We start from the raw sequence: 15285 nt of genomic DNA on the forward strand, positions 1-15285 counted from the left end.
ACATCACTACTATCAGCATCCTAAGCCACACTACCAAACAAAATTATCGATCGCAGGCGAAGTCAAGATCTCAGCTATTGTAACGATTGCCCTTTGAGCCGCCAACAGTCGATAGTACAATAGGATTAGTTCAAATATCCCTACATCTACAGGATAAACTGAAACTCCGAACTTGCCCGTGATGTGCGTATTTTTTACCTACATCCATTTTCCACCCATGCACCTCACTCCCTCTTCATGTCCGACAACACCGCCGACTTAACTGGTATTCGCACGAGCCATCAAATTCGCAACGCCGATTATCGCGCTCTCGATCGTACCAAGCTCTCGCCGATGTACCAACACTACGTCGAAGTCAAAGAGCAATATCCTCACGCCCTGCTGTTGTACCGTTGTGGGGACTTCTTTGAAACCTTTTTTCAGGATGCAATTACGATCGCCCGCGAACTCGAACTAGTCCTGACAAGCAAAGAAGGCGGGAAAGAAATCGGACGGGTACCGATGACAGGAGTACCGCACCATGCAGTCGATCGCTATTGTGCCATCCTAGTCGAAAAAGGTTACGCGATCGCCATGTGCGACCAAATGGAAACCGCCGCCGAAGCTGCCGAATCAGGGGGTGGATTAGTCCGGCGCGAAGTCATCCGCGTCCTCACTCCAGGCACGATTCAGGAAGAAGAAATGCTCCAATCGCGACGGAATAACTTCCTCGCGGCGATCGTCCTTGTCGGCGATAATTGGGGACTAGCCTATACAGATATCTCCACAGGCGAATTTCTCACCACCCAAAGTACCGATCTAGAAGTCCTCACCCAGGAACTGATGCGGCTCCAACCGCCCGAAATCCTCATCCCCATCGCCGCCCCAGATCTCAACCGTCTCCTCCGCCCTGGCGAAACCTCCGACTTACTCCCCACCAGTCTGCCCAACTGCTTCTGCTATGCTATGCGACCCCTGGCACCATTTACCCTCCCAGAAGCCAAACAGCGGCTGTTGGATACCTTCAAAATGCGATCGCTAGAATCTTTGGGGTGTACGCCGTTTCCGCTGGCTGTACGGGCGGCTGGCGGCTTATTAGAATATCTCGAAGCTACCCAAAAAAGTAACCCCGTCGCCCTCCAACCGCTGCGGACTTACTCCCTCGGCGATTATCTCGTCTTGGATCATCAATCCCGCCGCAACCTCGAAATCACCCAAACCGTTCGCGACGGCAACTTTCAAGGTTCCCTATTATGGGCACTCGATCGTACCTGCACCGCAATGGGTGGACGCGCACTCCGCCGCTGGATGCTCCAACCCCTATTAGATATCAATAGCATTAATAAACGCCAAAACACCATCCAAGAACTCGTCGAAAACACCTTCCTCCGCCAAGATCTCCAGCAACTACTCAAACAGATCTACGACATCGAACGTTTGACTGGAAAAGCCGGATCGGGACGCGCCAGCGCACGCGATCTAGTCGCCCTCGCCGACTCCTTCCTCAAACTTCCCGAACTATCAGCCATCGCTCGTCAGGGCAAATCGCCGTTTTTAAAAACCCTCCATAATGTCCCCGCCGAACTCGAAGCCTTGGGACAAGACATCGCCGCCCACCTCGTCGAACATCCACCCATACACCTCAAAGAAGGTGGGATAATTCGCCCTGGAATCAACGCCCAACTCGATGAAATGCGCCTCTCAGCCAGTGGAGATCTTCAGTGGATTGCCAACTTAGAAGCGATCGAACGCGAACGCACGGGTATCGCCAATCTCAAAGTCGGCTTCAATAAAACCTTCGGCTACTATATCAGTATCTCCCGCCTCAAAGCCGACCAAGTACCCACCGACTACATCCGCAAACAAACCCTCACCAACGAAGAACGCTACATCACCCCCGAACTCAAAGAACGGGAAGTCCGCATCCTCACCGCCCAAGAAGATCTCAACCGAATCGAACACGAAATATTCGTCGAACTCCGCACGATCGTCGCTACTCACACCGAGCAAATCCGCACTGTAGCCCGCAGTATTTCCGCGATCGATGTCCTCTGCGGTTTAGCCGAAATTGCCGTGACTCAAGGCTATTGTCGCCCCAACATGGTACCGAGTCGTGAAATCCAGATTACCGACGGTCGCCATCCAGTGGTCGAAAAAGCCTTACTAGCTGGATTCTTTGTCCCCAATTCCACCCAATTAGGACAAGCCGAACACATCACCCCCAGTGTCGAATCACCCGATCTGATCGTCCTGACGGGGCCGAATGCCAGCGGTAAAAGTTGTTATTTACGCCAATTAGGACTGATCCAAATCATGGCGCAAATTGGTAGTTTTATCCCCGCCACCGCCGCCACATTAGGGATTTGCGATCGAATCTTTACCCGCGTTGGCGCAGTGGACGACCTCGCCACCGGACAATCCACCTTCATGGTAGAGATGAATGAAACCGCAAATATCCTCAATCATGCCACGCCCAATTCCCTAGTTTTATTAGACGAAATCGGACGCGGAACAGCTACGTTTGACGGACTTTCGATCGCCTGGGCAGTCGCCGAATATCTCGCCACCGAAATCGGTTCCCGCACAATTTTCGCAACCCATTATCACGAACTAAATGAACTCGCTTCGATCCTCCCCAACGTGGCAAATTACCAAGTCACCGTCAAAGAACTTCCCGACCAAATCATCTTCCTCCATCAAGTCCAACCAGGCGGCGCGAGTAAATCTTACGGAATCGAAGCGGGACGACTAGCAGGTTTACCACCGACAGTAATTAGTCGCGCTCGTCAAGTCATGTCGCAAATCGAAGAACATAGTAAAATCGCCCTGGGACTAAGAGAATCGATGTCATAATCGCGATCGAACACTGCAAATTAACTCACCTAATCCAAATATATGACTACACTGCAACCAGTCTTAAAAGCTGCTCTAGACTTACCTTCTGAAGAACAAGAAGCTCTATTAATAGCTATCCAAACACATAAATCTGAAATCCGTAGAACTGAATTAGCAGAATATGCACGACAATCAGCATTGGATGTGCGATCGGGTAAATTGAAACCTAAGCCAGTAGCCGAAATTATGAGTCAGTTGGATGATGAAATCTAATCTCAATGGGCTACTCTGACAAATTATCTAAAAATATCCTGATAACTGTAGTGCTGACATGTATATAGGATATGTATGCAATAGGTAATGTTATGGGCAAGCTATCTAATTCTAGCGGCGAATTTTTGAGAAGACATCATCTGGATCAAAGCTCTATCATCAGAGGCTTTGCAGCTTTGATGTTATCAGCCGGAACTGGTCTTGGCGTGATTTATGTTAACTATCACAGTTATTGGAAGGTGACTATCTACAGAACTCAGACAGTTGATTTTAATATATTAGCAAATTTGTTACCTGCAAAAGTATCAACGCACTTATTGAAAAAGGATAAGAAAGGTTTACAAGAGGCTTTAGATACCAACTATGGATTATTTGGAATATTTGTCACTGATTGCAAATCCGTTGAAGTAGATTGTCCAGAACAAAAAGTTACTTATGGATCGAAATTAAAAATAGAACAAATATCTAATTCCAAACAGAAATTAATACCGGAAGGTAATTATGCAGGTGCTTGGGCTAAAAAATTTACTGAGACAGATACACCCTCTCAGTTATTAAAAGGTTCAGATTATGTAATTTTGCGAAATCCCCCATCTATTCAAGCAGATTGGAAATTTAATAGTCCTCGTGACAGTAAAATTGTATTATCTCAGCAAAAAAATGTAGCTAAGATCGTTGGACGAATTTATTTTATTAGAGGTAATCCGCCATCATTTTTATCTGAACTTGAAAAATGGTTGAAAAAGCCTCTAAGTGGTAATTTGGTTTACAATGCGATCGCTGGTTCTGCCCTTGTGACTGGATTACTTGCTTGGTTATTATCAGAATTTTTTCATTATCGATCGAGAAAAGCATATCAATTAGAAATCGAATATGAGAGAGCACTTCGTGAGGCTACTGAACAAGTAAATCAGGCTAATATAGAGAAATCTAAAGCTGAAGCACTAGCTCTTTTGGCTCAAGCGGAGGCTGTTGCAACTGCTGTACGATTAAATGAGGTAACTCAGGCAAAGCTTCAATCTGATGAGAATGCTCGTCTTGCTCGATCGAAGGCTGCGGCGACTGCTCTACGATTAAATGAGGCAACTCAGGCAAAGCTTCAATCTGATGAGAATGCTCATCTTGCTCGATCGGAAGCGGCGGCGACTGCTCTACGATTAAATGCTACAGATCGACAGAGATTAGAAGCTCAGAGAAATGCTGATTTTGCTCAAGCGGAGGCGGCGGCGACTGCTCTATGGTTAAATGAGGCAACTCAGGCAAAGCTTCAATCTGATGCAAATGCTCTTTCTGCTCAAGCGGAGGCGGCGGCGACTGCTCTACGATTAAATGAGGCAACTCAGGCAAAGCTTCAATCTGATGAGAATGCTCTTTCTGCTCAAGCGGAGGCTGTTGCAACTGCTCTACAATTAAATGAGGTAACTCAGGCAAAGCTTCAATCTGATGAGAATGCTCGTCTTGCTAAAGCGAAGGCGGCGGCTACTGCTCTACGATTAAATAAGGCAACTCAGGCAAAAAGTAAGGTTGATAAGAAGTCTGAATATTTACTTAAATCTCTAAAGGATAAAAATGCAAGCTATGTTAAATTAGAACAAAAAAATAAAGAGCTTGAAATAAGAGTAAGTGAGCTAGAGGCATCCAAGATTGATGGTAATCTCATTACTGAAAATACGACTGTTGAATGTTCGACTGTTTCTGATGCATTAATGCTTGTAGCTGAAAAATTTACAATTTTAAATGTTTGGGAGAATGCGTACACTACCGCATCTGACGTAAACGGATCTTCACCAAAAAGAGTTTATACAGTTCTTGAAATACTTGCCAAAGTTGGAGATCGTCATTTCGAGGAGGCAAATAATAATGGCATTGTTTATTTATTAAATGAAGAAGGTGTTAGATGTAGTGGAGAATCTAGAAGCACAATGAATGAATATGGTGATGAAAGATTTTTCCGTCATCGGGGCCTATCTAGACAGATGAAAATGCACATAAAAGTTGGAAGACAGCTTAGAATATACTTTTACATTGATACGGAAAATAAGAAAATTATCATTGGATATTGTGGTAGACATCTTCGCACTGTGAATGATAATTAGTAATCATTTCTATAAATAGTCGATTGAATTAGGCTCGATCGCCACATAGACCAAACATACCCAGATGAGCGATAATAGGATATAATTCAATTTGATAGATCTTAATTATCATAAATATATTTAATTATGGTTCGATTGCTAATCAAAATTAAATAAATAGACTAGGAGACACATGGAATAATTCTCCCAAAGTCTTAGCTTGAGCCTTGCTAATCGATCGCTTTCCATTCACTATCTCTGATACCACCCCTCTAGATCCGATTACTCCTACTAATTCCTCTTGTTTCATATTCCGCGCTTCCATCAAATGCAGCAGCATTCGATCCGATTCAAGATTCGGTAATGGATAGCTAGTCTCTTCAAACTTTTCAATTAAAATAATTAGTAATTCCAGCAGTGTGTTTTCCTCTGGAGTGCGTTGACGATGCTCCAATGACTCTGCTAGGAGAATCGCTGCTTCATTTTCAGCTTCCGTTTCGATCGCTTTTGGCTGATGTTGAGCCAAAAGATCGCCATAGACATTTCGGTTAATAGTATGGATCATCTTTCCATTTATCCTTATCGTATTCAGAGTGAGTTAATACATACTTGATGTAGATTCGCCCAGTAGCATAGACAATGCTAGTAATCAGGCGATAATCATTACCTTTTATATTGAAAACAGTTAAATTACCAACAGAGTCAGTCGCTGGATAGGTTTGCCTGACATCAACTAGATTTGTCCACTCTGCTGATTTTGCTACCCGATACCAAAGATCGAGTCGATCTGCCACATCAGCATGTATTTCTGCAAACTCCAGTAATCTTTTGCGACTGACAATGTGCATGGATTAGAATATGTCGATCTACACCTATGTTCTCACAACGAGAATACAAAGTCAATAATTCGACCGCGAACAGCAAATCGTCATGAACAAAAACGACTCGAAGAATACCTCTGGTACTAATTGGGAAGCATTGGCAGCGATGTCTGATGACACCATTGATTATTCAGATATTCCACCCTTAACGGCTGAATTTTTTGAGCGGGCTACACTAAGAATTCCCGCATCACAGGCGCAGAATTTGGTGCATCTCGATCCCGATGTGATGAAATGGTTTCAGTCTCAAGGTGTACAGCCGACAGAAATGATTAATACAGTTCTGCGCCGATATATTAGACCTCTTGCGTGAATGGTAAATGAGGAGGTTCAAACTATTAGAAACTCATGCTAAAAAATGATTCACGCAAGAGGTCTATTGAAAATAACACTTGACAGTCGGCATAAAAATATCTGCATCACAGATAATTCGATCGGTTGCAAATTTGCGATCGAGCTACAGCGGTTCTCAGGAACATAGGGGACACTTGAAATTCTGTACCTCTTCCCAAATCAGGCTTTTGAAGATCGATGTACCCCATCAACCCGCAAACCGCTGTAAGAAATCACCTAAAATTGCGATCGCCTATGCTACACAAAAAATCATGTCAAAGTTTGATCGATTAGACTTAGTAATCTCGTCGTCAAAATTAATGTTCTGGCGACTGCCATATCATCTCATCTCGATCGCCAGGAGGATAGTCACTTTGATAAATAGCATAAAGAGAGCGAGTGTAGAATTCTACACTCGCTCTCTTGGATAAGCTACTTTCCGGCTTTAACATTGACACTACAACGAGCGAACACTCACGTCCTAGTCTATCTTTGCATAGAGGATCTCAATTTAGCGGGTACTGGGATCGCGGTATACAGGTGCGTCATCGCGACGAGTGTTGCTATCTTCTTTCTTGCGTCCGACGAGTCCAAACAAACCGAGTAAACCACTCAGTCCCCATAGACCTGAATTATCATTGTTGCGTTCGTAATTAGTAGTAGTGGTACCTGTACGTTCGGTACCTGTACCTTGAGTATCTGTACCAGTAGTAGTTTGAGCAGCAGCAGGCGAAGTCATCGGTACAACTGAAACGATGGCGGCAAGGATACCAGCACTGATGAGAGCGATCGAAGATGATTTTTTCATGGGTGGGAACTCCATTGATTAATTGGTATTTGATTTTTCGCAAGTGTCAGCGAAAAATTGATTGAGACTGGCTTAAATAATGCACTTGAATAATTACCAATTTACCAGAGCTATTTGTCGAACAACTCTGTCATAAGTACCATGTTTAAAAAAATTGAAGTACTCCTAAAGGCTAGGCGCACATCGCTTCTATCTGCCCCATTAGTTATTTTATACCTCGCCACTACCGCCTAATTTCGAGCTGTGCCAAAGCTTTAGCACGGATCGGCTGTGACTTTAATGCTTGACGCGATCGCCATGAGATGGACAAGGTGGTGCAGAAATAGATTTGTCCAGCCAACCCACAGATTGCGAAAATCTCGCTAAGGCTTCATCAGGACTATCCTTGAGCAAAAATACCAGTGCAGCAGCGGCTTGCTCCTTTGCCCGTGCGGGACGATTGGACTTGAGCCTGTGCCAATCTGTTTCGGCGATCCGCAGCCGTTCTGCGAGGGCTTGGGCTAGTTCTAGGGTGGTAAGAGCGTCTGTAGTGGAAGACATGGGAGTTATGACCTAAATTTAGGCATATTAATAACAATGCTATTCAAATTGTATCTTGCGACCATGACTAAGAATGCGCCCCCAGTTGATGAGACAATTGAATTCGATCGCGAAATCGCCGAATTAGAACAGGCGATAGTCGATCTCAAGCAGCGTCAGGTAGATATTCAGTTAGCCGCACGGGAACAGGTTGTCTTACAGCGTCAGCGCAATGAATTGACACATCAAGGTAGCAAGCATCCTGAAGTCAAGCAAGAACTGGAGCTGATTCGATCGCGTTTGGAACAATTAGACATTACCCTAGAATCCCGATTGCTCAACGAATGGAAGTTAATGTGGGAACCCTTTTGGCAAGCGGTGCGGTTTGGGGGCTTAGGAATGGCGATCGGCTGGTTTATTTCTACCTGGGGACGTTAAATAGTTGATAGTTGATAGTTGATAAGTAGGTTGACATAATTAATTGCACAGAATTTTGCCTAGATGCCTTTCTCATAAAGAATTTGAAAATATTGAGTGTGCAATTAATTCTGTCTAAGTACTTAGTTGATAGCGAGGTCTTTAGTGGATGTAGGGTGTGTTAGGCGCAAGCCGTAACGCACCAGTATAAAGATCGCAGGGATCTGATTTAGGATCGCTATAGTTGAGAGCGATTAGCCAGACTTGGGCTTCTGCTGAGGGTTGTGCGTGCAAACGATCTGAGGTTTTTAGGCTGGATGCTCTAAACTCCTGCGCTACGGTAAACTTTCTTTGCGATTGAGTTGTTCGATCGCTTGTTTTGATAGCATTGCTACTCAAATCCAAAATTATCGTTATTGTGGCTCGATCGCGTCGCTCTAAGACTGCACCTGTGAGTAATTTAGATTTTTTCGTTGGCGGAAAGCCCTCTCCCCTGGAGAATCGCCAACAAGATCTAGCCCTCGATCGACCCGCCGGAAGTAGTGCTAGTCAACGCCATCACGTCCGATTTTGGCAATCTCCAGTTGATGCTCTTTTCAGGGATACAACGGTGTTGGAGCCTAGTATTATACAGACGGAGAAATGACGATCGCGGTGCGATCGACAAATAATCTCTCGATCGATCCCGCTGAGACTCTAGTCAATTTTTTAGACAACCGATTTATTATGCTATAATAGCTGCGCCATAACAACCTGTGTGTAAATTCTATGCCCGTTTCTGCGGTCTTGCCAGCATTATTAGTTTTAGCAGATGGCACAACCTATCCTGGTTTGTCATTTGGAGCTATGGGTACGACGATTGGCGAAGTTGTCTTCAATACCGGAATGACTGGCTATCAGGAAGTCCTCACCGATCCCAGCTATAGCGGTCAGATCGTGGTGTTCACCTATCCAGAATTGGGTAATACAGGTGTCAACCCCGATGATGAGGAGTCCCAATTTCCTCACGTCCGTGGCGCGATCGCGCGGAATGTCTGCTATCGTCCGAGTAACTGGCGATCGACAGCTTCCCTCCCCAAATATCTTGAACACCATCATATTCCTGGTATCCACGGCATCGATACTCGCGCGCTGACGAAAAAATTGCGATCGGCTGGAGCGATGAATGGGGGCATTTCTACCGAAATTCTCGATCCTGCCGAACTACTCAATCTGGTGCGGTCTGCGCCAAATATGACTGGACTAAACCTCGTGAATAATGTTACCACTGAGGCAGTATATGAGTGGTCGTCACCGAGCGAACCGATGTGGGAATTTAAACCCGCATCAGATCTTAGTGACAGCGAAACATTTACTGTGGTTGCCTTAGATTTTGGAGTCAAGCGCAATATCCTCCGGCGGTTGGCTAGCTATGGTTGTCGGGTTATCGTCGTCCCCGCCGATACCTCAGCGGCTGAAATACTCCAGCACAACCCCGACGGGATCTTCCTCTCTAATGGCCCTGGCGACCCCGCCGCAGTGACAACGGGGATTGAGACGACTAAAGAGTTATTGAAAGCTGACAAGCCGATTTTCGGCATCTGTATGGGTCATCAAATTTTAGGTCTATCCCTGGGAGCGGAAACCTTCAAACTCAAATTTGGACATCGGGGACTCAACCAGCCAGCTGGACTCACCCAGACAGTAGAAATTACCAGCCAAAATCATGGATTTGCGATCGACGCCCAGTCTCTGAGTGCAGATATCGAAATCACCCATCTCAATTTAAACGATCGGACGATCGCTGGATTACAGCACAAGACTCTGCCCTGTTTCTCAGTGCAATACCACCCAGAAGCTAGTCCTGGGCCGCATGATGCCGATTATTTATTTGCTAAGTTTGTCCAGCAGATGCGGGATGTAAAATTAGGAGTCGCTAGCGTAATTTAAATAGTCGATCGTCGATCGTTGTCGGATGACCTGTTATGTAGAGACTTAAATCCCTGACTTTTATAAAAAAATCGGCAGCTCGGATTAAAAACTAACCACTAACAACTAAATAACTACTAAAATTGACAAGACAACCACAATGTGCGATCTATTCGAGTGATTATTTGGATCGATCGCACACAGATAAATAATTTATTTAAGTAAAAGTTAAAGGAGGCTATTATCGCTGAACCATTAAGCCTAACCGTGAGTCTTCGAGGCACTCGCGAAGTCAAAGAGAACTACCAATTATTTCGCCTCACTGGACTACTCGACGCATTTTCCGAACCAACTTTTAGAAAGGTGATGGACAAATGTGTTGAAGAAGGCCCCAAAAATCTGATTCTGGATCTATCCAAAATCGATTTCGTCGATAGCTCTGGACTAGGTGCGCTAGTCCAACTAGTCAAAAAGGCGACTGGTGTAGAAGGGACAGTCCAACTAGTCACGAATGCGCGAGTTACCCAAACTGTCAAACTCGTGAGATTGGAGCAGTTCCTATCACTCCAAACATCCGTAGATGCAGCATTAGCACGGATTGAGGTCAAGTAAAAGTAGTGCGGATGGCAGGGCGTCATCCGCACTATGACTAGTCCCGTACCACCCCAATCGAGATCCACCATCCACTCACTAACCTAAATCTCTAATTTGACACTGGTTAACAAGTAGCTGCTAAGTTTGATGTCAAAATGGATGAATTTAAACCAGTTTGCTGAAATCTTGATAAAATTGGAAAGCGCAACTAAAAATTTTCTAAGTGTATAGATATCGCTGTGGGTGAAACTGAGCTACCCCAAAGCTGGCAACAGCTCAATATTGCCATCCACCCCAACCAAGTGTCACAACTGTCACCAGCAGCTCTAGCATATTTGGGCGATGCTGTGTATGAACTCCATGTTCGCACGAGATTTTTGTTTCCACCAAAGCGTTCTCACGCTTATCATCAACAAGTTGTCGCTCATGTACGTGCTGAAGCGCAGTCTAGTCATCTGCAACTGCTCCTACCCCATCTGACATCCGTGGAATTGGATACAATCCGACGCGGGCGGAATGCGGCGAATGGTCGTCCGCGTCGCCTCGATCCCGAAGTTTATCAGCAAGCTACCAGTTTTGAGACTTTAATCGGTTATCTTTACATCACCGATCCCCAACGGCTCTCGGAGTTACTTGCCTTGCTCCAGTTTAATTCGACTCCAGCCCTCTAATTTTTTTAGCTAAGATATCATGGTATTTAAACCTCGTCGCTCCGGTGGCGGTAAGCCTTCCCCACGTCAGGGAGATCGTGACAATTCGGGCAGTGGGGAGCGCGATTTTCGCCCCAGCCGTAGTTCCGATAGTAGACCTAATAGTTCGGACAAATATCGCCCCAATGGCGATGCACCGCGTCGTAGTGAAGGCGGAGACTCAGGCTTCCGCGCCAAACCAGACGATCGGTCGGATCGTCGTCCCCGCAAAACCGATGGCGCAAATAACTTCGATCGCGATCGCAGCTATCGTCCCCGCCTATCGGAAGGGGGATCTAGTTTCAGTCGCCCTGACAAACCACGATTCGGTGCAGATCGATCTGGTTTTGGTGCTGACAAGCCCCGTGAGGAACGCAAGGATTGGGGAGTACCTCGTCCGAGTCAGTCCAGGTTTGCACCGCGTCCAGACAACGATCGGCCGCGTCGAGATGACTCTTCAGGAGATCGTCGCGGCGGTATAGGAGCAGATCGCGGACGTGGAGAGCGTCCCAGCTACAATCGGGAAGATCGATCTTCCACATTTGGGGATCGCCGCCAAAACGATCGCCAACCTGCTGGAAATCGCAACGATTCATTCGGTCAACAAAAAGAGTGGCGCGATCGTCCAACCAACAACCGTCACAATCGCGGCGGCTGGCAAGATCCCCCCGCACCAGAGATTACCGAAGAAGAAGTCACCGACTACCTGTATGGAAAGCATTCAGTCTTCACCGCGATCGAAAAAGAACGCCAAATCAATCGGATCTGGGTACTGTCCAAACTCCGCCACCATCCCGCCTTCTTTACACTCATCGACCAAGCCAAAGCCAATGGTACCGTCGTTGATGAAGTAGATGCACAGCGATTGGGCTACCTCGCCAATGGCGGCAATCATCAGGGGATCGTCGCCCAAGTCGCACCCCATGACTACCTAGAAATAGAAGAGTTAATCAGCCGTGCATTAGCAACTTCCGACCATCCCATCATCGTCGTCGCCGACGGGATCGTCGATCCCCAGAACCTCGGCTCGATCTTGCGGACTGCTGAAGCCATGGGCGTTCAAGGTGTGGTGATTCCACAGCGTCGGGCTGTTGGCATCACTTCTACCGTCTTGAAAGTAGCTGCTGGAGCCTTGGAACATCTTCCCGTCGCTCGGGTTGTCAATCTCAGCCGCGCCTTGGGTCAACTCAAAGAAGCTGGATTCTGGATTTATGGCACCACTGCTGATGCCGAGCAAGCAATCTCGACGATCGATTTTACCGATCGCCGTCCGCTCGTGCTTGCTGTTGGTTCTGAAGGCGATGGACTGAGTTTACTCACTCAAAAGGGTTGTGACCATTTGGTGTCGATTCCATTGAGTGGCAAAACCCCCAGTTTGAATGTCGCGAATGCAACCGCGATGTGCTTGTACGAAATATCGCGCCAGCGTTTGTCAAATATGTTACGGCTATCTGAGCGTTAAGCAGGTATTTTGGGATTATTTAGGATCTATGGTCTGAAAATTTTTCCAGTCCATCAACTTATCAACCTCCTTTGAGTCAGCGGAATCTACACCAATGAATATTCAAGATATCTGGAGCAGTGTGCTCAACACGATCGGACAAGCTTGGTGGGTCGAAATCAGCACAGCGCGACCGCACTGCACCTATTATTTTGGACCGTTCGCCAGTGCAGTGGAAGCTGATACTGCGAAGGTGGGTTATATCGAGGACTTGGAGGGTGAATTTGCTCAAGGTATTCAAGTAGCGATCAAACGCTGCAAACCCGTGCAAATGACAATCGATTATGAAGCAGCCGATCGGGATACTTATAATACCTCTAAAAGTTCGATGAGCGGTCAGTTTGGGTAATTGATAAAAAAGGTAAGTTTCAAGACAGATCGCAGGTAAACTGCGATCTGTTTTGTTTTATTAACGGTAATATCTTGCCAGCATATTTTTGAAATTTTGACGATCGCGAAGTACAGCCCAGTAGGTAGTAGTGGGACGACACGACTAAAAACGTGGGTAAAGCGATCGCTCAAAATATTACTAATTGTATTTTTCAGAGTTTTGAATACCCCCAGTCCCCCTCGAACATCCATCAATTCAGTACCGCCGATTTCTGATATTCCGCTAGAGTTAGTACGATCGAGGCGTATATACCCAACTACTACCATCCGCACGGGGAATTAGTTTAGTTTGACTCGAACCGATCAAAATTACCGTCCGCATATCTGCCGACTCTGGCGCAAATTCCCCTAAAGTGATTACTTTTACTTGTTCTCCAGATCTGCCGAGATTGCGGGCGAGGATGACTGGTGTGGCGATCGATCGAGATTTGAGGAGGATTTCCTTAGCTGCGGCTAATTGCCAGCTCCGTTGGCTAGAAATGGGGTTGTAGAAAGCGATCGCCAAGTCAGCTTCAGCCGCCGCCGCAATCCTAGCAGCGACAACTGCCCAAGGTTTAAGAATATCCGAAAGGGAAATCGCGCAAAAATCATGTCCCAATGGGGCACCTATTGCAGCGGCGGCGGCTTGCATGGCGGAGATGCCTGGGTTAATTTGGAGATCGATCGTTTGCCATTCTGGTTTCGCTTCATTATCGAGTACTTCCAATACAGCCGATGCCATCGCAAAGATGCCCGGATCGCCAGAGGAGACGACGACGACATTTTTGCCACTAGCAGCGAGATCTAGTGCCAATCTAGATCGATCGAGTTCTACCCGATTGTCCGATCCGTGGCACTCTTTCCCCACGCTTAAATCTTTAACCAAATCCAGATAAGTGTGATATCCAACTAAATCAGTTGCGGCGCGAATCGTCTCCCGCACTTGTGGCGACATCCACTGTGGCGATCCTGGCCCAGTTCCGACTACAGTTAATTTACCCTGAGCCTGACCGATTTGGTGGGAATCGATCGACTGCTTGGCACTAAAAATCGTTAAATTTGGATCGTGACTAATTACTGTCAAATCGGGCGGTAATTGTGCGGACTCTACAAACCGAATCGGGAGATTGAAAATCTTGCCAATTCCAGCAATTGCAGCTCCTACCGTTGTTTTTGGAAGAGTAATGCAAGCTACCGCAGCTAGGGCGAGATTGGCTGTGGCGAGTCGATCTCTAATTACATCGACCCACTCAGTTATCGTAAATTGCGCGGGTTGGGCGATCGCCAAGACTAAGCTGGTGGGATGATAGACTAATCGCTCCAGACTGCCAGGAATTGCTTGTGTGGTGACGGAGATCGTGCGTTTGCCAGCAACACCAAACGGGATATCGCTGGCAGTCAACCACGGTGCATCACCATCTAAACTGACACTAACCCCAGCAATCAGATCCGCGATAAAAGCTTTAACATGTTCGGGGTTGGCAAGTCGATAACCCACAGGGGGATCGGGCAGCACGATATTAAACTGGAGCTTACCTGTAGTAGTAATTGCTGGAAGAACATTCAACACTGCGGCAATTTTTTCGGCAAGATCGTTTACCCCCGTCATCCCACCCAATAGCGGTACCACCGCACTCCCATCCGCAGCTACAGCGACAACAGGCGGTTCTGTCTTGGTATCGGTCAGCACTGGTGCCAGCGTCCGAATCAAAATTCCCGCCGCACACAGCCCGATAATCGGCACACCCTCACAATATAATTGCCGCACCGTATCGCCAAAGTTCGCAAAACTCACATCCACATCTGTCGTCCGACTTGCTAACCCATATAGTTGCGATCCTGGTAGTGCTGTCATCAATTGACGAGCGGAGGGTACGCTAACTTGATTGAGGACAACAACAATGGGTGTTCGGGCGAGCATGATTTAATCGGTGATGGTCTTATCTATCTTAGAGAATGTTTGAACCCACATTCCGCACTTCAAATTCTACGACAAAGACTACCAATTAAAACTGTCTTGAAATTGCATTCTCGATGTTTATATCATTATTAATTTTCATGAAATAAGCACGAAAATTCTCTAGTTTTTAGCTATTTCCAAAAA

At 46.3% G+C, this 15285-nt stretch carries 17 protein-coding genes; 11 read left to right on the top strand and 6 right to left on the bottom strand.

Features of this window, described 5'->3' with window-relative positions:
* Positions 1-237: 237 nt before the first annotated feature.
* From mutS to ACEW9J_RS17815, 3 genes are all read left to right on the top strand, one after another.
* Positions 238-2832, top strand: a complete 2595-nt coding sequence (gene mutS, locus ACEW9J_RS17805) for a DNA mismatch repair protein MutS (protein ID WP_373546443.1) — start codon at positions 238-240, stop codon at positions 2830-2832.
* Between the two features lie 42 nt (positions 2833-2874).
* Positions 2875-3087 carry a hypothetical protein gene (locus tag ACEW9J_RS17810; RefSeq protein ID WP_373546444.1) on the top strand — a complete coding sequence of 71 codons (213 nt, stop codon included), beginning with the start codon at positions 2875-2877 and terminating at the stop codon, positions 3085-3087.
* Positions 3088-3179: 92 nt separating this feature from the next.
* Positions 3180-5183 carry a hypothetical protein gene (locus ACEW9J_RS17815; RefSeq protein ID WP_373546445.1) on the top strand — a complete coding sequence of 668 codons (2004 nt, stop codon included), beginning with the start codon at positions 3180-3182 and terminating at the stop codon, positions 5181-5183.
* Between the two features lie 148 nt (positions 5184-5331).
* Here the strand turns inward: ACEW9J_RS17815 and ACEW9J_RS17820 are convergent, their stop codons facing one another.
* Positions 5332-5727, bottom strand: coding sequence for a type II toxin-antitoxin system HigA family antitoxin (locus tag ACEW9J_RS17820; protein WP_373546446.1), 396 nt, complete (start codon positions 5725-5727; stop codon positions 5332-5334).
* Entirely contained in the window at positions 5711-6010 is a 300-nt protein-coding gene (locus ACEW9J_RS17825; RefSeq protein ID WP_373546447.1) for a type II toxin-antitoxin system HigB family toxin, read from the bottom strand. Before ACEW9J_RS17825 ends, ACEW9J_RS17820 begins: the two co-directional genes overlap by 17 nt.
* An 82-nt stretch (positions 6011-6092) precedes the next feature.
* Between ACEW9J_RS17825 and ACEW9J_RS17830 the strand changes: the two genes are divergently transcribed.
* A complete protein-coding gene (locus ACEW9J_RS17830) occupies positions 6093-6356 on the top strand; it encodes a BrnA antitoxin family protein (protein ID WP_373546448.1) in 264 nt (87 codons plus the stop codon).
* Between the two features lie 531 nt (positions 6357-6887).
* Here ACEW9J_RS17830 and ACEW9J_RS17835 read toward each other — a convergent pair.
* Both ACEW9J_RS17835 and ACEW9J_RS17840 read right to left on the bottom strand, forming a co-directional pair.
* The gene (locus ACEW9J_RS17835; RefSeq protein ID WP_373546449.1) at positions 6888-7184 is read right to left on the bottom strand and encodes a WGxxGxxG family protein; all 297 of its coding nucleotides are present in this window, start codon (positions 7182-7184) and stop codon (positions 6888-6890) included.
* Between the two features lie 276 nt (positions 7185-7460).
* On the bottom strand, positions 7461-7724 hold the full coding sequence (locus ACEW9J_RS17840) for a DUF6439 family protein (RefSeq protein ID WP_373546450.1): 264 nt from the start codon (positions 7722-7724) through the stop codon (positions 7461-7463).
* A 63-nt stretch (positions 7725-7787) separates the two neighbouring features.
* Between ACEW9J_RS17840 and ACEW9J_RS17845 the strand changes: the two genes are divergently transcribed.
* The 7 genes from ACEW9J_RS17845 to ACEW9J_RS17875 all read left to right on the top strand — a co-directional run bounded on the left by ACEW9J_RS17845 (position 7788) and on the right by ACEW9J_RS17875 (position 13161).
* On the top strand, positions 7788-8141 hold the full coding sequence (locus ACEW9J_RS17845) for a hypothetical protein (protein WP_373546451.1): 354 nt from the start codon (positions 7788-7790) through the stop codon (positions 8139-8141).
* A 358-nt stretch (positions 8142-8499) separates the two neighbouring features.
* Positions 8500-8766, top strand: a complete 267-nt coding sequence (locus tag ACEW9J_RS17850; protein WP_373546452.1) for an LssY C-terminal domain-containing protein — start codon at positions 8500-8502, stop codon at positions 8764-8766.
* 122 nt (positions 8767-8888) lie between these two features.
* Positions 8889-10049, top strand: a complete 1161-nt coding sequence (carA, locus tag ACEW9J_RS17855) for a glutamine-hydrolyzing carbamoyl-phosphate synthase small subunit (protein WP_373546453.1) — start codon at positions 8889-8891, stop codon at positions 10047-10049.
* Between the two features lie 246 nt (positions 10050-10295).
* Complete coding sequence (locus ACEW9J_RS17860; protein ID WP_373546454.1) at positions 10296-10640, top strand: STAS domain-containing protein; 345 nt, start codon at positions 10296-10298, stop codon at positions 10638-10640.
* A 221-nt stretch (positions 10641-10861) separates the two neighbouring features.
* Positions 10862-11293, top strand: coding sequence for a Mini-ribonuclease 3 (locus tag ACEW9J_RS17865; protein ID WP_373546455.1), 432 nt, complete (start codon positions 10862-10864; stop codon positions 11291-11293).
* Positions 11294-11312: 19 nt separating this feature from the next.
* Complete coding sequence (rlmB, locus tag ACEW9J_RS17870; RefSeq protein ID WP_373546456.1) at positions 11313-12773, top strand: 23S rRNA (guanosine(2251)-2'-O)-methyltransferase RlmB; 1461 nt, start codon at positions 11313-11315, stop codon at positions 12771-12773.
* 94 nt (positions 12774-12867) lie between these two features.
* Complete coding sequence (locus ACEW9J_RS17875) at positions 12868-13161, top strand: DUF1816 domain-containing protein (RefSeq protein ID WP_373546457.1); 294 nt, start codon at positions 12868-12870, stop codon at positions 13159-13161.
* Here ACEW9J_RS17875 and ACEW9J_RS17880 read toward each other — a convergent pair.
* Both ACEW9J_RS17880 and cobJ read right to left on the bottom strand, forming a co-directional pair.
* Entirely contained in the window at positions 13149-13469 is a 321-nt protein-coding gene (locus ACEW9J_RS17880; RefSeq protein WP_373546458.1) for a hypothetical protein, read from the bottom strand. The genes ACEW9J_RS17875 and ACEW9J_RS17880 overlap by 13 nt on opposite strands.
* Positions 13432-15102, bottom strand: a complete 1671-nt coding sequence (gene cobJ, locus ACEW9J_RS17885; RefSeq protein WP_373546459.1) for a precorrin-3B C(17)-methyltransferase — start codon at positions 15100-15102, stop codon at positions 13432-13434. The genes ACEW9J_RS17880 and cobJ overlap by 38 nt, the downstream gene beginning before the upstream one ends.
* Positions 15103-15285 lie beyond the last annotated feature (183 nt).

The organism is Chamaesiphon sp., from assembly GCF_041737865.1.
Classification (GTDB): Bacteria; Cyanobacteriota; Cyanobacteriia; order Cyanobacteriales; family Chamaesiphonaceae; genus Chamaesiphon.